Source organism: Nocardia sp. NPDC050718 (genome assembly GCF_040654235.1).
GTDB lineage: Bacteria > Actinomycetota > Actinomycetes > Mycobacteriales > Mycobacteriaceae > Nocardia.
Genome location: NZ_JBFAHQ010000013.1, coordinates 1 through 15,658 on the forward strand (window position 1 = coordinate 1; position 15,658 = coordinate 15,658).

At 69.2% G+C, this 15,658-nt stretch carries 15 protein-coding genes, 1 tRNA gene and 2 pseudogenes; 4 read left to right on the forward strand and 14 right to left on the reverse strand.

The window, feature by feature from the left end; genetic code table 11:
- Positions 1 to 94, forward strand: a pseudogene (locus AB0H54_RS32620) (50S ribosomal protein L16); the annotation flags it as partial.
- Between the two features lie 7 nt (positions 95 to 101).
- Here the strand turns inward: AB0H54_RS32620 and AB0H54_RS32625 are convergent.
- From AB0H54_RS32625 to AB0H54_RS32635, 3 genes and pseudogenes are all read right to left on the reverse strand, one after another.
- Positions 102 to 1,229 (reverse strand): annotated as a pseudogene (locus tag AB0H54_RS32625) (branched-chain amino acid ABC transporter substrate-binding protein); the annotation flags it as partial.
- Positions 1,230 to 1,501: 272 nt separating this feature from the next.
- Complete coding sequence (locus AB0H54_RS32630) at positions 1,502 to 2,119, reverse strand: ANTAR domain-containing response regulator (RefSeq protein ID WP_218716853.1); 618 nt, start codon at positions 2,117 to 2,119, stop codon at positions 1,502 to 1,504.
- A 238-nt stretch (positions 2,120 to 2,357) separates the two neighbouring features.
- Positions 2,358 to 2,444 (reverse strand) — tRNA-Leu (locus AB0H54_RS32635).
- 112 nt (positions 2,445 to 2,556) lie between these two features.
- On the opposite strand from AB0H54_RS32635, the gene AB0H54_RS32640 reads away from it, so the two are divergent.
- From AB0H54_RS32640 to AB0H54_RS32650, 3 genes are all read left to right on the forward strand, one after another.
- Positions 2,557 to 3,066, forward strand: a complete 510-nt coding sequence (locus AB0H54_RS32640; RefSeq protein ID WP_357350775.1) for a DUF4188 domain-containing protein — start codon at positions 2,557 to 2,559, stop codon at positions 3,064 to 3,066.
- A gap of 185 nt (positions 3,067 to 3,251) precedes the next feature.
- Positions 3,252 to 3,869, forward strand: coding sequence for a low molecular weight phosphatase family protein (locus AB0H54_RS32645; protein ID WP_355283333.1), 618 nt, complete (start codon positions 3,252 to 3,254; stop codon positions 3,867 to 3,869).
- A gap of 129 nt (positions 3,870 to 3,998) precedes the next feature.
- Positions 3,999 to 4,367, forward strand: coding sequence for a hypothetical protein (locus tag AB0H54_RS32650; protein ID WP_357350778.1), 369 nt, complete (start codon positions 3,999 to 4,001; stop codon positions 4,365 to 4,367).
- A 7-nt stretch (positions 4,368 to 4,374) separates the two neighbouring features.
- Here the strand turns inward: AB0H54_RS32650 and AB0H54_RS32655 are convergent, their stop codons facing one another.
- From AB0H54_RS32655 to AB0H54_RS32705, 11 genes are all read right to left on the reverse strand, one after another.
- Positions 4,375 to 5,244 carry an acyl-CoA thioesterase II gene (locus AB0H54_RS32655; RefSeq protein WP_357350907.1) on the reverse strand — a complete coding sequence of 290 codons (870 nt, stop codon included), beginning with the start codon at positions 5,242 to 5,244 and terminating at the stop codon, positions 4,375 to 4,377.
- Between the two features lie 41 nt (positions 5,245 to 5,285).
- On the reverse strand, positions 5,286 to 6,704 hold the full coding sequence (gene pyk, locus AB0H54_RS32660; RefSeq protein ID WP_355283328.1) for a pyruvate kinase: 1,419 nt from the start codon (positions 6,702 to 6,704) through the stop codon (positions 5,286 to 5,288).
- A 78-nt stretch (positions 6,705 to 6,782) separates the two neighbouring features.
- Complete coding sequence (locus tag AB0H54_RS32665; protein WP_357350780.1) at positions 6,783 to 7,454, reverse strand: amino acid ABC transporter permease; 672 nt, start codon at positions 7,452 to 7,454, stop codon at positions 6,783 to 6,785.
- A gap of 3 nt (positions 7,455 to 7,457) precedes the next feature.
- A complete protein-coding gene (locus AB0H54_RS32670; RefSeq protein WP_355283344.1) occupies positions 7,458 to 8,210 on the reverse strand; it encodes a transporter substrate-binding domain-containing protein in 753 nt (250 codons plus the stop codon).
- 170 nt (positions 8,211 to 8,380) lie between these two features.
- Complete coding sequence (locus AB0H54_RS32675) at positions 8,381 to 8,932, reverse strand: TM2 domain-containing protein (RefSeq protein WP_355283323.1); 552 nt, start codon at positions 8,930 to 8,932, stop codon at positions 8,381 to 8,383.
- 227 nt (positions 8,933 to 9,159) lie between these two features.
- A complete protein-coding gene (gene lgt, locus AB0H54_RS32680) occupies positions 9,160 to 10,323 on the reverse strand; it encodes a prolipoprotein diacylglyceryl transferase (RefSeq protein ID WP_357350782.1) in 1,164 nt (387 codons plus the stop codon).
- 63 nt (positions 10,324 to 10,386) lie between these two features.
- Entirely contained in the window at positions 10,387 to 11,187 is an 801-nt protein-coding gene (trpA, locus tag AB0H54_RS32685) for a tryptophan synthase subunit alpha (protein ID WP_357350784.1), read from the reverse strand.
- A complete protein-coding gene (trpB, locus tag AB0H54_RS32690; RefSeq protein ID WP_355283318.1) occupies positions 11,184 to 12,446 on the reverse strand; it encodes a tryptophan synthase subunit beta in 1,263 nt (420 codons plus the stop codon). Before trpB ends, trpA begins: the two co-directional genes overlap by 4 nt.
- Entirely contained in the window at positions 12,443 to 13,264 is an 822-nt protein-coding gene (gene trpC, locus AB0H54_RS32695; RefSeq protein ID WP_355283315.1) for an indole-3-glycerol phosphate synthase TrpC, read from the reverse strand. The genes trpB and trpC overlap by 4 nt, the downstream gene beginning before the upstream one ends.
- 124 nt (positions 13,265 to 13,388) lie before the next feature.
- Positions 13,389 to 14,078 (reverse strand): TIGR02234 family membrane protein, encoded by a 690-nt coding sequence (locus tag AB0H54_RS32700; RefSeq protein ID WP_357350787.1) that lies wholly within the window; start codon positions 14,076 to 14,078, stop codon positions 13,389 to 13,391.
- Entirely contained in the window at positions 14,075 to 15,613 is a 1,539-nt protein-coding gene (locus AB0H54_RS32705; protein WP_357350789.1) for an anthranilate synthase component I, read from the reverse strand. The genes AB0H54_RS32700 and AB0H54_RS32705 overlap by 4 nt, the downstream gene beginning before the upstream one ends.
- Positions 15,614 to 15,658 lie beyond the last annotated feature (45 nt).

Consider the following 15,658-nt stretch of genomic DNA (forward strand, 5'->3'; position numbering starts at 1 on the left):
CCCGAACGAGGAGATCGCTCGCGAGGCCCTGCGTCGCGCGATGCACAAGCTCCCGATGAAGTGCAGGATCGTGACCAGGGAGGAGCAGTTCTGATATGGATGTTGGCCAGCTCGCCGGTCTCGCCCCACTTGTACTGGCGGGCGACGCCGGTGCCGTTGTAGTTACGGACGTAGTCCACGAGCTCGGCGCGGGTCACCTTGCCCGAGTCGATGCCCTTGAGCAGGATCGTGGTCAGGTCGTAGCCCTCGACGGAGTAGACGCCGGGCGCCTGGCCGTTGAGCGCCTTGTACTCGGTCGCGAACTTCTCCGGCGCCGGGCTGCACGGGCAGGAGAGCAGCGCGCCCTTGGACGAGCTACCGGCCTGCCGGACGAACTCGGGATCGTTGCTGCCGTCGGCGGAGACGAAGGCCGCGGTCACACCGCCGGACCGCAGCTGCTGCACGAACGGCGCGGCCTCGGCGTAGTAGCCGGCGTAGAAGATGGCGTCGGGCTTGGCGGCGGACAGCTTCGACACCGCGGCCGAGAAGTCCTTGTCACCTTCCTTGACGCTGACCGCGCAGGAGGCGTCGGCGGCCGGGCCCGCGGCGGTGATGAACGCCTGCGCCAGACCGGCACCGTAGTCGGTGTTGTCCTGCACGACGCAGATCTTCTTGTAGCCCTTCTCGCCGGTCAGGTAGTTGGCGACGGCCGGACCCTGCGAGTTGTCGTTGCCCAGGCCGCGGAAGAAGGTCTTCCAGCCGTTCTGGGTCAGGGTCGGGTTGGTGGCCGAGGCGGTCAGCGTGGGCATGCCCGCCTCGCTGAGGATCTGGCCGGTCGCCTTGGTCTCGCCCGAGAATGTCGGGCCGACCAGCGCCACGATGCTGGGATCGCTGACGATCGTCGGGATCACCTGGCTCGCGATCTGCGGCTTGCCCTCGGTGTCGAACTGCTTGACCGAGACCTGACAGTCGGGGTTGGCCTTGTTGTGCTTGTCGAGGGCGAGCTTGACGCCGTCGATGATGTTGATGCCGAGCGCGGCGTTGCCGCCGGTCAGCGGGCCCGCCATCGCGATGGTCTGGGGCGCGCACTTGGCCTTGCCGTCACCCGCCGGGTCGGCGGCGGTGCCCGCGTCGGTCGCCGCGACAGCCTTACCCTGGGTATCGAGCTGCACGACCGGCTGGATGGAGAGATCGGTGTTGCCGCCACCGCCGCCGTCGGACGACTTGTCGCTGCATCCGGACAACACCAACGACGCGGCAGCTCCGATTACCAGAACTCCTCGCGTCGAACGACTGCGCCATGTCGAACTGAGCACGTCTCACCTCTATGTCCTGTGCTCCCCGGGGTCACCGAGGGGGCCGACCACGTTCAGCCCGGACAGAACATATCGTCGGTTTGTTAGATCCGCATCACATTCGCATCATGTCGGACGCTCCGTGTCCAGTCGTAGTTCACATTATTGTTTCGCTTACGTAAAGTTTTTCGGCTTTCGACGCGAGACACGGAGCGACGCGTTCCAGCTCACTGCGGGGTGAGGTTCTCCAGCACGACTTCGGCGACCGCCTTCATCGTCGTCCGGCGATCCATCGCGGTGCGCTGAATCCATTTGAACGCCTGCGGCTCGGACAGACCCTGGGTCTGCATGAGCACGCCCTTGGCGCGCTCGACCAGTTTGCGCGTCTCCAAACGATCCGACAGATTCGCGACTTCTGTTTCCAGCGCGGTGATTTCGTGGAAACGGCTCGCCGCGAGTTCGATCGCGGGCACCAGATCGGATTTGGTGAACGGCTTGACCAGATAGGCCATGGCGCCCGCGTCGCGGGCCCGCTCGACCAGGTCACGCTGACTGAACGCGGTCAGGATCACCACGGGCGCAACACGTTTCGACGCGATCTCGGCGGCGGCGTCGATCCCGTCGCGGCGCGGCATCTTGACGTCCATGATGACCAGATCGGGGCGCAGCTCCTCGGCGAGCTCGACGGCCTGCTGCCCGTCGCCCGCTTCACCGACTACCTCGTAGCCCTCTTCCTTGAGCATCTCCACGAGATCCATCCGGATGAGGGCCTCGTCCTCGGCGACGACGACACGCTTGGCCGCGGCCTCACGCGTGGCGCCAGCGCCCCCTGCATTCGTGCTCATAGGTTCGACCCCTCTGGATTCCGATGCCTGTCGATCACACCACGACAGACGACGGCACCGGGCGAGCCGGCCGAAAAACCCGTCGTGGGTGACCGAGTGATGTAAAGAGTACCTTTCGCTTCCGCACAGAATGCATTGAGCGGTCGGAAACCGCCGGTGAACGCAAGCGCGGAGACGTCGCGCACACCCCGCGACCGATACTCCCCCGCGGAGCGCGGCCGATGCCGCGCTTCCGCCGTGGTGCCGAGTGTGGGACTCGAACCCACACGTCCTTTCGGACAACGGTTTTTGAGACCGTCGCGTCTGCCAGTTCCGCCAACCCGGCGCACCGCGGTCACTATAGCGTCTCGGCGCGCCGGGACGCGAACCGCCGGTCGAACCGGGGGAACGCCCACGTCGTAGTACCGGGAGAGCGGGCACGACAGAAGGGCGCGGACATGCGGGTGAACAGGATGACGGTGGATCTGGACGCCTACCCCGACCTGGTGATGATCCTGCTGGGTATGCGCGTGCGCACCCCGCGCGGGATGCTGCGCCTGCTCGGCGTCGGGCCCAAGCTCTACCGCTCGCACGCCGACCGTCCCGACGGCCTGATCCTGCACGAAGACGTGGTCTGGTCGATGCTGCCGCCGCACTGGGGCGCCCGGCAGTACTGGCGCGACCTGGACTCGCTCGAACGCTGGACCCGCTCGGACCCGCACCGGCAGTGGTGGCGGGAGTTCCTGCGCGATTCCGGCGGCACCGGCTTCTGGCACGAGGCGTACTTCCGGCGCGGCGGCATCGACGCCGTCTACGACGACATGACCAGGCCGACCGGCCTGGCCGCCTTCGCGCCCACCGTCCCTGCGCGCGGCCGGATGTTCTCCACCCGCGGCCGGGTACACGGCGCTCCGCCCGCCGTGCCGCCGGTTATTACCGAATCGAATTATTACGACGCGAAAGAGTGATGGTCGACACATATCATCGGGAGGTTTCCAGACCATATCTCGCGGGTATCACGGTCACACACAACGGATTTGCGCATTGCGATTCGTGTACAGCATTCAACCGAGAGGTGAATAAGTAGCACCGCGCCTGTGATGGTTACAATTCCGGCCTTCTGCGCGACAATCGACCCGATTACGGTGTCGGTATGCACGTGCTGTTCGTCTGCAACTCCAATGTCTGCCGGTCGGTGATCGCCGAACGGCTCACCCGGGCGTTCGCGACGGACAACGGCCTGGCCGGCCTGACCGCGGAGAGCGCGGGCACCCGCGCCCTGGTCGGGTTTCCGCCCGAACCGATGGCGGCGGAGACCGTCGCGGGCCTCGGCGGCGACCCCACCGGTTTCAAGGCCCGAAAGCTCAAGCCCGAGATGGTCGATCGCGCCGATCTGGTGCTGGCGATGACTGAATCACTGCGCGACCAGGTCAGCGAGCTGGCCTTCGGCGCCGCGCCGCGCACCTTCACACTCGGCGAGGCGCACCGGATCGCCAAGGTCACCGGCGCGAAATCCATTGCCGCGCTGCACCAAGCCCGCAACGACCTGGCCTACGTCGGCCGGGAGAACATCGCCGACCCGATCGGGCTGTCCCCCGAGGCGTTTCTCGAGGTCGGCGACCGGATCGCCGAACTGCTGTTCCCGCTGCTGGCCGCGCTGGCACCGCACGAGCAGGCCAAGCTCAGCGAGGACGCGCGCCCCGGGCTGGTCATCGAACCCGCCCCGGCCCGGCCGCTCTCGGCGTTTCTGGCCGCGCAGCGCAGACGCTGAGCGCAAGGCTGTTCGCCGGGCCGCCGACGGTCTAGACTTCGGCGGACGTGGAAGTTCCCCTTGCAGGTTCGACACGACAGGACTGGAGACTTGCCGAAACGCATTTCGGATGTTTCGCTCCATGTGTATGTGACCCCGGAAATCCTCGACCGCATCGTCGCCAGCGTGCGGACGGTTCTCGACGACCACCTCCAGGACCGTGAGGCCTTCGCCTGGCGATTCACCCTGCCGGTCGACGCCGCCGATCCGCTGCATCGGGAACTCGAATCACAGTGGCGCGCAACGCATCCCGGTGCCGCGCCGGAAACCGAGGCGGCGTTCGAGATCGCGCTGAGCCTGGTCGGCGATCCGGCCGATCTCACCGATGCCGATATCGCCGACCTCGAGCACGGGCTGGCCCTGGCGGTGTACGGCGCGGCCAGCCACGCCGTCCCCTTCGTCCTGCGCGCGGATCAGCGCACCGACCTCGAATGGGAACTCGACGTCGAGCGGCGCTGACCCCCGCTCAGCGGGCCGGGAAGTGCCGGATGACGCCTTCCTGGACGGTGGTGGCGAGCAGTTCGCCACTGCGCGAATAGAACCGGCCCGTGGCCAGCCCGCGCGAACCGGCGGCCACCGGCGACTCGGTCGCGTAGAGCGTCCAGTCGTCGAAGCGGAACGGGCGATGGAACCAGATCGAGTGGTTCACCGTCGCCGCGAGAATCCGGTCCAGGCCCCACGACAAACCGTGCGTGGTGATGATCGAATCCAGCACCGTGGTGTCCGAGGAGTAGCCGAGGGCGGCCACGTGCAGCAGCGGATCGTCGGGCAGCGTGCCGTCGGTGCGCATCCACACGCGGTTGTGGTTGAGCTTCTCGCCGGTGCCCTTGAGGATCCACGCCGGATCGTTGGTGTAGCGCATGTCGATCGGGTGCGGCGCGTTGATGAACATCTCCAGCTTGTCCTCGAAGCCGGCGAAGCTCTCCTCGATCCGGGGCAGCGTCTCCGGATCGGGCACCTGGGGGCCCTCGTGGGCGTGCTCGAGGCCCTTGCCCCAGTCCTGGAAGGCCGCCAGCATGACGAACAGCTCCTGGCCGTCCTGGCTGGCGGTGACCGTCCGGTTCGCGAGCGCGCGGCCGTCGCGATGCCGCTGCACGTGGTATTCGATCGGCTTCTTCACGTCGCCGCCGCGCACGAAGTGCGCGTTGATCGCGTGCAGCGGCCGCTCCCCGGCGGTGCGTCCGGCAGCGACGATCGCCTGCGACACCAGCTGCCCGCCGAAGGTGCGGCTCCACACCTTCTCGGGATGGTTGCCGAGGAAGACGTCCTCGCCGATCGGCTCGAGGTCGAGCAGGTCGAGCAGCACCCGCAGATCGGGTGACTGCTCGTCGTGCACTGTCTCCACCTCGGTCGATCCGCCTGCCGAACTACTCACGACTAGTGGTCCTCCTCGCCGATGCGATGAACGTGGATCAGGTTGGTGGAACCGACGGTACCCGGCGGGGAACCGGCGACGATGACCACCAGGTCACCCTTGCGGTACCGATCCATCGACAGCAGCGCCTGGTCGACCTGATGGATCATCGCGTCGGTGCTGTCCACCATCGGCACGATGAAGGTCTCGGTGCCCCAGGTCAGCGTCAGCTGGCTGCGCACCTCCGGCAGCGGGGTGAACGCCAGCAGCGGCAGCGGGGTGTGCAGCCGGGCCAGGCGGCGCACGGTGTCACCGGACTGGGTGAAGGCCACCAGCGCCTTGGCGTTGAGCCGCTCGCCGATGTCGCGGGCGGCGTAGGAGATGACGCCGCGCTTGGTGCGGGGCACGTGGGTCAGCGGAGGGACCCGGTTGGTCTCGGACTCCACGGCGGTGACGATGCGGCTCATGGTGCGCACCGCGTCGATCGGCCAGGCGCCGACCGAGGTCTCGCCCGAGAGCATCACCGCGTCGGCGCCGTCGAGCACCGCGTTGGCGACGTCGGAGGCCTCGGCGCGGGTCGGGCGGGAGTTCTCGATCATCGACTCCAGCATCTGGGTCGCGACGATGACCGGCTTGGCGTTCTCGCGCGCCATCTGGATGGCCCGCTTCTGCACCAGCGGCACCTGCTCGAGCGGCAGCTCGACACCCAGGTCACCACGGGCGACCATGACCGCGTCGAAGGCGAGCACGATGGCCTCGAGGTTGTCGATCGCCTCCGGCTTCTCCAGCTTGGCGATGACCGGCACCCGGCGGCCGACCTTGTCCATGATGTCGTGCACGAGCTCGATGTCGGACGGCGAGCGCACGAACGACAGCGCGATGAAGTCGACGCCCAGCTTCAGGGCGAACTCGAGGTCTTCGATGTCCTTCTCGGACAGGGCGGGCACCGACACGTCCATGCCGGGCAGCGACAGGCCCTTGTTGTTGCTCACGGGACCACCCTCGGTGACCCGGCACACGACGTCGTTGCCGTCGATGCTCTCGACCGTCAGGCCGACCTTGCCGTCGTCGACGAGCAGGCGGTCACCGGCCTTGGCGTCCTGCGCGAGCTGCTTGTAGGTGGTGGAGACCCGGTCGTGGGTGCCGTCGACCTCGTCGACGGTGATCCGGACCTGCTCGCCGTTGGCCCAGGTGGTCCGGCCGTCGGTGAACCGGCCGAGGCGGATCTTGGGGCCCTGCAGGTCGGCGAGGATGCCGACCGCGCGGCCGGTCTCGTCCGAGGCCGCGCGGACCATCTTGTAGTTGTCGGCGTGGTCGGCGTGTTCGCCGTGGCTGAAGTTCAGCCGCGCGACGTCCATGCCGCTTTCGACGAGCTCACGAATACGGTCCTGGGTGGCCGTAGCCGGTCCGAGGGTGCACACAATCTTCGTCCGTCGCATCACACCGGCAAGCCTAGTCCTCCCGATTCCGGGCGTCGTTTCGCCGGTCGGGAGTTATCCCGGTGTTCACGAAATCGGTTGTCACCGAACGGCGACGTGCCTGGACAACCGGGTCTCCAGGCGGGTCTGGAAGAAGCCGAGGATCAGGCAGATCACCCAGTAGTAGACGGCGGCGACGCCGTAGAGGGCGAAGAAGTCGAAGGTGGGCGCGGCGGCCAGCTGGGCGGTGCGCAGCAGCTCGGTGACCAGGATGGTCGAGGCCAGCGAGGTGTCCTTGACCAAGGAGATGAGCGTGTTCGACAGCGGCGGCACCGCGATCCGGGACGCCTGCGGGAACACGACGTACCAGAGCGTCTGCGGGTAGGTCATGCCCAGCGACTCGGCCGCCTCCCACTGCCCCGGCGCGACGCTCATGATCGCCGAGCGCACCACCTCCGCGGCGTAGCCGCCGACATTGAGGCTGAAGGCGATCACCGCGGCCGGGAACGGGTCGATGACGATGCCGAACTGCGGCAGCGCGTAGAACACGATGAACAACTGCACCAGCAGCGGGGTGCCGCGGATGATCGAGATGTAGAAGCGGGCGGGCAGCGACAGCGCCCGCTTCGACGACATCCTGGCCAGCGCGACGCCGACCGCGATCGCCAGGCCGATGACGAAACTGATCGCCGTCAGCGGCAGCGTCGCGGTCAGCGTGGCCTTCAGCATCGGCCACAGGTTGTGCCAGATCAGCTCCCTGGTCGCGGGATCCATCCGCTATTTGCTGACGTCGGTGCCGAAGTACTTCTCCGACAGCCTGGTCAGCGTGCCGTCGGCGCGCAGCTGCGCGAGCGCGGCGTCGATGTCGGCGATCAGCGCGGCGTCGTCCTTGCGGGCGGCCAGCGCCTGCTTGCTGGTCTCGCCGGTCTTGCCGGCGATCTTGATGCCGGTGTCGCCGGTCTTCTTGGTGTACTCGCCGACGGCGAGGGTGTCGTTGACGGTCGCGTCCACGCGGCCCGCCTTCAGCAGCTGCACCGCCTGCACGAACCCTTCCACCGCTTCGACTTTCGCGCCGGCGGCCGCGGCGACCTTGCCCCAGTTGCTGGTGGCCGACTGCGCCGTGGTCTTGCCCGACAGGTCGGCCAGCGAGGTGATGGTGGTGTTGTCGGCCTTGGTGACGATCACGCCCTCGGAGGTCGTGTAGGGCTGCGACAGGGAGTACTTGGCGGCGCGCTCGGGGTTGACGGTCACCTGGTTGGCGACGAGGTCGAAGCGCTTGGACTCCAGTCCGGCGAAGATCGAGTCCCAGGGCGTCTGCACGAATTCCACCCGCTTGCCGAGCTTCTCGCCGACCGCCCGCGCGACCTCGACGTCGTAGCCGGTGAGGGTGCCGTTCTCCTGGTAGCTGAACGGCGCGTAGGTGCCCTCGGTACCGACTTTCAGCACGTTCGGGTCGGCGTCGGACGAGCAGGCCGACAGGCCCGTCGCGGCGACGACGGCGAGTACGGCGGCGGCAAGCAGTTTGCGCACGGACATCCCTTTCTCCGCTGCGCGCATCGGGCACGCGCAGGCCAAGCGACGCTACGGCGCCGCCCTGGACCGACACAGAGTATCGCTCACGGTGATCGCAATCCCGGCCGGGAAACGCGAAACGGGTACTCCGCGAGACGCGGAGCACCCGTTCGTGGCGTAGCCGGCGATCAGTCGCGCAGCGGGCGGCCCTGCGCGTCGGGCACCTTGCCGGTGAGCATCATGATGCCGTCGATCAGCGGCCAGATGGCGCCGATGCCACAGGTCAGCCAGACCACCGCGATCTGGGCGATGCCCAGACCGGTGTAGCCCAGGTAGAAGCGGCCGACGCCGAAGCTGCCCAGGAAGATCTCCAGCAGGCCCGCCATCAGCTTCTGCTTGTCCGAGAACGGCACGCCGTACATGTCACGGCCGTACGGCGCCTCCGGGTCGGCCGGGTTGTAGCCCTGCGGCATGCCGCCGTAGGGCGCGGCGCCGTAGGCGGGCTGCGGCTGGGCGTACGGGTCGGCCGGCTGACCGTACTGCGGCTGCGGCTGACCGTACTGCGGCTGGCCGTAACCCGGCTGCGGCTGCTGCTGCCCGTACCCGGGCTGCTGCGCGTACGGATCGGACGGCTGGCCGTAGGCGGGCTGGCCGTACTGCGGCTGCGAGTGCGAGCCGGAGTCGGGCTGCTTGTTCAGGTCGGGCCCGTACTGGGGATTGGGGTTGTAGGGGTCGGTCACTCATGTCCTCCATCATTCGTGCGGGTACCCGTCGTGGCCCCCGGCCGGTGTGGCGATCTGCCGAACAGCGATGCGCCACCGACGATCACCGGTCATTGTGGTCATACCGACCGGCCGTTGTCTCCTCGGGTGCCCCACGGAACTGCGCTCGACACTCGTTCGCAATATCGCGACGGGCGCCCGGAATGTTGCCGGACGCCCGTTCACTTCGTACTGGAGGTCGCTGATCAGGCCTTTTTCGCGCCCGACTGCTCCGGCTCCGCGGTCGCCGTCGCCTCGGCGGCCTCCGGCTCCTGCTCGGCATCGTCCTGCGCGGCGCCGGTCGGCTTCGCGTCGGCGGAATCCGCGGGCGCGGCCGGGTCGTCGGCGGAATCGGTTGCCTCGGCGGTCTTGTCGAGGTCGACGGCGGCGGCGTTGCCGGCCGCGCCCGCGGCCCGCAGCGCCGAGAACTGCCACGGCCACGGCCGCGGCTCACCACCGGGCTGCAACTGCGCGGGTGTCTCGCGGCCCTTGGTCGCCAGCGCGAAGTAGGCCATGGCGGCGAGGAAGACCAGCGCGGCGGTGAACGAGTTGATCCGGATGCCGAGGATGTGGGTGGCCTCGTCGTTGCGCATCAGCTCGACGAAGAAGCGGCCGAAGCTGTAGCCGGCGACGTAGAGCGCGAACAGGCGGCCGTGGCCGATCTTGAAACGCTTGTCCAGCTGCACCAGCAGGATGACGACCAGCACGTTCCACACGAGCTCGTACAGGAACGTCGGGTGCACGACCTCGATCACCCGCCCGGTCGAGACCCCGTTCATCATGTCCCTGGCGCCGGTCTCCGGGTCGAACCGCTCGTAGATCTCGAGGCCCCACGGCACCTCGGTGGTGCGGCCGTAGAGCTCCTGGTTGAAGTAGTTGCCGAGGCGGCCGATCGCCTGCGCGAGCAGCACGGCGGGCGCGATGGCGTCACCGAACGCGGGCAGCGGGATCTTGTAGACCCGGCAGCCGATCCAGGCGCCGATGCCGCCGAGGAACACCGCGCCCCAGATACCGAGGCCGCCCTGCCAGATGTAGAGCGCCTCGATCGGGTGCTTGCCGGGGCCGAAGTACTTCTGCCAGTCGGTGGCCACGTGGTAGAGCCGACCGCCGACCAAGCCGAACGGCACCGCGAACATCGCGACATCGAGGACCGCGCCCTGCTGACCACCACGCTGTTGCCACCGGCGCTCACCCCACCAGATGGCGACGACGATGCCGAGGATGATGAACAGCGCGTACGCCCGGAGCGGGAAGGGTCCGAGGTGCCAGACACCCTGCGGCGGACTCGGTATGTAGGCCAGGACTGAGTTCACGGCCCCCAGGCTAGTGGAATCCGGTACCGCCACGTTGCCGCGGCCCTGACAGCACATGCCGGGCCGGTGACAGCCGATGGGCCCGGCCGCGCGTCGGCGGCCGGGCCCATCGGCGCACCACTAGGAGCTGACGGTCGCCGACCGTACGCCTTCGGCGAGTTCCGACGTCAGCGCGCGGACCGCGTCCAGGCCCTCGGCGGCGGCCGAGACCAGCGCCGATCCGACGATGACGCCGTCCGCGTACGCGGCGATCTCGGCGGCCTGGGCCCCCGAGCGAACACCCAGACCGACACCGATCGGGATGTCGGAATGCGCGCGGACGCGGGCGCACAGCGCGGGCGCGGCCGAGGAGACCACGTCGCGAGCACCGGTCACACCCATGGTCGAGGCGGCGTAGATGAATCCGCGCGAAGCCTCGAGGGTCTTCACCAGGCGCTCCTCGGTCGAGGACGGCGCGACCAGGAAGATGCGATCCAGGTTGTGCGTGGCCGAGGCGATGAACCAGTCGTCGGCCTCGTCCGGGATCAGGTTCGGCGTGATGATGCCGGCGCCACCGGCCGCGGCCAGGTCACGGGAGAAGGCATCGACACCGTACTGGAGCACCGGGTTCCAGTAGCTCATCACCACGGCCTGCCCACCGGCGGAGGTGATCGCCTCGACGACGGAGAACACGTCGCGCACCCGGACGCCACCGCGCAGCGCCTGCTCGGCGGCGGCCTGGATGGTGGGTCCGTCCATCACCGGGTCGGAGTAGGCGACGCCGACTTCGACGATGTCACAGCCGGATTCGACCATGGCATTGCACACCTCGATGGAACCGGCCAGATCGGGATAGCCCGCGGGCAGGTAGCCGATCAGGGCGGCCCGGTTCTCCGCGCGCGCGGCGGCGAAGGTGTTGGCCAGACGGGACTGCTGACTCACTGAGCGTTCTCCTCGGCGGCGTCGTCGTCGAACAGATTGAACCAGCGACCCGCGGTGTCCATGTCCTTGTCGCCGCGACCGGACAGGTTGACCAGGATGATCGCGCCCTCGCCGAGCTCCTTGCCGAGCTGCAGCGCGCCTGCCACGGCGTGCGCGGACTCGATCGCCGGGATGATGCCCTCCGAGCGGGACAGCAGCAGCAGCGCGTCCATCGCCTCGGTGTCGGTGATCGGCGCGTACTCCGCGCGCCCGATGTCCTTGAGGTGGGCGTGCTCGGGGCCGACGCCCGGGTAGTCCAGACCGGCCGAGATCGAATGCGACTCGATGGTCTGGCCGTCCTCGTCCTGCAGCAGGTACGAGTACGCGCCCTGGAACGCGCCGGGCGTACCGCCGGTGAAGGTGGCCGCGTGCCTGCCGGTCTCGACGCCGTCACCGGCCGCCTCGTAGCCGATCAGCCGCACACCCGCGTCGGGGATGAAGGCGTGGAAGATGCCGATGGCGTTGGAGCCGCCGCCGACGCAGGCCACGACCGCGTCGGGCAGCCTGCCCACGCGCTCGGTGATCTGCTGGCGCGCCTCGATCCCGATGATGCGCTGGAAATCGCGCACCATCAGCGGGAACGGGTGCGGGCCCGCGGCGGTGCCGAAGCAGTAGTAGGTGTCGTCGGCGTTGGAGACCCAGTCGCGCAGCGCCTCGTTGATGGCGTCCTTGAGGGTCTGCGAACCGGTGGTCACCGAGACGACCTCGGCGCCGAGCAGCCGCATCCTGGCCACGTTGAGCGCCTGGCGGGCGGTGTCGACGGCGCCCATGTAGATGACGCAGTCCAGGCCGAGCAGCGCGCACGCGGTCGCGGTGGCCACGCCGTGCTGGCCCGCGCCGGTCTCGGCGATGACCCGGGTCTTGCCCATCCGCTTGGCGAGCAGCGCCTGGCCGAGCACGTTGTTGATCTTGTGCGAGCCGGTGTGGTTGAGGTCCTCGCGCTTGAGGAAGATCCGCGCGCCCCCGGCGTGCTGGGCCAGGTTGGCGCACTCGAACACCGGCGACGGACGGCCGGTGTAGTCGCGCTGCAGCCGGTCGAGCTCGTCGAGGAAGGTGTGGTCGGTGCGGACCTTGTCGTACTCGGCGGTGACCTCCTCGATCACCGCCATCAGCGCCTCGGGGACGTGCCGTCCGCCGTAGACGCCGAAGTGGCCGCCCGCGTCGGGCTCGTAGTCGCTGTGCTGGGCGACACCGGCGCTGGCCTGGGGCAGCGCGGTCACCGGATGCTCCGCCGGGCCGGCTTCGGGCAGGACGGATGGGTACCGGCGGTCACCAGCTCGGACACCGCGGCCCGCGGGTTCCCGCTGGTCACCAGGCCCTCGCCGACGAGCACCGCGTCGGCGCCAGCGCCGGCGTAGGCCAGCAGGTCGGCGGTGCCGCGGATGCCGGACTCGGCCACCCGGATGACCTCCGACGGCAGGCCGGGGGCGATCCGCGCGAACACGTCGCGGTCGACCTCGAGGGTCTTGAGGTTGCGCGCGTTGACACCGATCACCGACGCGCCCGCTTCCAGCGCGCGGTCGGCCTCCTCCTCGGTGTGCACCTCCACCAGGGCGGTCATGCCGAGGGATTCGGTGCGGTCGATCAGCGCGGACAGCACGTCCTGCTCGAGCGCGGCCACGATCAGCAGGATCACGTCGGCGCCGTGGGCACGGGCCTCGTGGATCTGGTACGGGCCGATGACGAAGTCCTTGCGCAGGACCGGGATGTTCACGGCGGCGCGGACGGCATCGAGATCGTCGAGCGACCCGCCGAACCGCCTGCCCTCGGTGAGCACGCTGATGATGCGCGCGCCACCGTCTTCGTAGGCCTTGGCCAGGACGGCCGGATCGGGGATGTCGGCCAGCGCGCCCTTGGAGGGGCTGGCACGCTTCACCTCGGCGATGACACCGATCCCGTCCTCGTGCAACGCGGCGCTCGCGTTCAGCGGCGCCTTGGCGGCGGCCGCTGCGGCTTTGATCGCCTGAAAATCGAGGAGGGCTTCGCGAGCGGCAACATCCGCCCGGACCCCGTCGAGAATCGAGTCGAGTACCGTCATCTGGCTCGAATCCTTTCTGGGGAGACGAACTTCTCACCTGAGAGTCCCCTCAGGCGCTGTCTCACCGATGCTTGACAACAATAAATGGCTGCCGCGCGTGTCACTGCGGCGGGGGTGCCGGGGGTCACGGTGCGCGGCCGGTCGACTTGTCGTCGCCGTCTTGCCCCTCGGCGGTGTCGGTGGGATCGGTGCCCGCGTCGAGCGCGTCCCACAGCACCCGGTCCGACAGCGGCGCGGCGGTGCCGGTCTCCTCGCGCTGCTTGGTCACCTCCGCGCTGGCGTCGGCCCGGCGGAACACGGGGTTGTCGTATTTGCCGGACAGCTGCGAACTTCCGTCGGTGCGGCGGGTGAGCAGCACCCCGGCGATCAGCGCCAGCACCGCCGCCACGATCGACAACAGCGCGGGGCCGACATGCGCGTCGGCACCGCTGACGACCGCGCGCACCGGCAGCTCGGCCAGCGTGCCCGCCCGCTCCGCGGTCCTGCCCTCCCCCACCACCAGCGCGAACCCGGGCACCGCCGCGACCGCGGCGACGACCGCGACGACCACGCCCAGCAGCTGGCGCAGCGCGCCCTTCACCGCGAACACCGCGGCGATCGAGGCGACCAGCACCAGGGCCAGCGGGGTGAGCGCGCCGAACCAGGTGGCGCCGTCGAGCTCGTCGGTGCGCGGTTCGGTGAGCCCGTCGGCGGAGTGCACCGTCACCCAGGTCATCCGCGACGACGCCCACAGCCCCGCCGCCGCCAGGGCCAGCAGCGCCACCGGGACGATGGGCTTGGCGGCCTTGGCGGTGTCGGCGGGCGCGTCGGTCACGAGGCGCCGTCCTCGTAGGTTCGCAGGGTCTGCGCGGCCGCGATCGCCTTGAGCACCGCCATGGCCTTGTTGCGGGCCTCGGTGTCCTCGTAGACCGGGTCGGAGTCGGCGACCACACCCGCGCCCGCCTGCACGTAGGCGGTGCCGTCCTTGAGCAGCGCGGTGCGGATGGCGATGGCGGTGTCGGCGTCACCGGCGAAATCGAGGTAGCCGACGACACCGCCGTAGACACCGCGCCGGGTCGGTTCGAGTTCCTCGATGAGCTCCATCGCCCGGACCTTCGGCGCGCCCGACAGCGTCCCCGCCGGGAAGCAGGCCTGCACCGCGTCGAGCGCGATCTTGCCCTCGGCGAGCTGGCCGGACACCGTCGAGACCAGGTGCATGACGTGGCTGTAGCGCTCGACGTGGCGGTACTGGGTGACCCGCACGGTGCCGGGGCGGCAGACCCGGCCCAGGTCGTTGCGGCCCAGATCGACGAGCATCAGGTGCTCGGCGTTCTCCTTGTCGTCGGCCAGCAGGTCCTTCTCCAGCAGGATGTCGTCCTCGGCGCTCTCCCCGCGCCAGCGGGTACCCGCGATCGGGTGCGTCGTCGCGACGCCGTCCTTCACGGTGACCAGCGACTCGGGGCTGGAGCCGACGATGGAGAACGCGGTGCCGCCGTCGCCGTCGGGGATGTGCATCAGGTACATGTACGGGCTCGGGTTCGACGCCCGCAGCATCCGGTAGACCGCCAGCGGCGAGCCGGTGTAGTCCATCTCGAAGCGCTGCGAGAGCACCACCTGGAACGCCTCGCCCGCCTCGATCTCCTTGATCAGGCGGCGCACGCCGGCGCCGAACTCCTCGGTGGTGCGCCTGCGCAGGTACTCCGGCTCGGGCCGGTCGAAGACCGACACGGTCGAGGGCGCCGGCGCGGCCAGCGCGGCGGTCATCCGGTCCAGCCGGGCGACGGCGTCGTCGTAGGCGGCGTCGGCGTTCTCGTCGGTGCCGTTCCAGTTCACCGCGTTGGCGATCAGGGTGATCGCACCCTCGTGGTGGTCGAACGCGGCCAGATCGGTGGCCAGCATCAGCACCAGTTCGGGCAGCTGCAGATCGTCGGCGGCCAGCTCGGGCAGCCGTTCGATCCGGCGCACCGCGTCGTAGCCGAGGTAGCCGACCAGGCCGCCGGTCAGCGGCGGCAGGCCGGGCAGCCGCTCGGTGCGCAGCAGTTCGAGGGTCTCGTGCAGCGCGCGCAGCGGGTCACCGCCCGACGGCGCGTCGGCGGGGACGACGCCGAGCCAGGCCGCCTCGCCGTCGACGACGGTCAGCGCCGACGGGCTGCCCGCGCCGATGAACGACCAGCGCGACCACGAGCGACCGTTCTCGGCGGACTCGAACAGGAAGGTGCCCGGCCGGTCGTCGGCCAGCTTCCGGTAGGCCGAGAGCGGAGTCTCGGAGTCCGCCAGCACCTTTCGGGTCACCGGGACCACCCGGTGCTCGGCGGCGAGCACCCGGAACTGGTCGCGGGTCGTGGTGGTTGATGTCGACGCGCCCTGCATGACCCCATCATCCCAGGCGGGTCGCGACACCTGTGCGCTGACCCG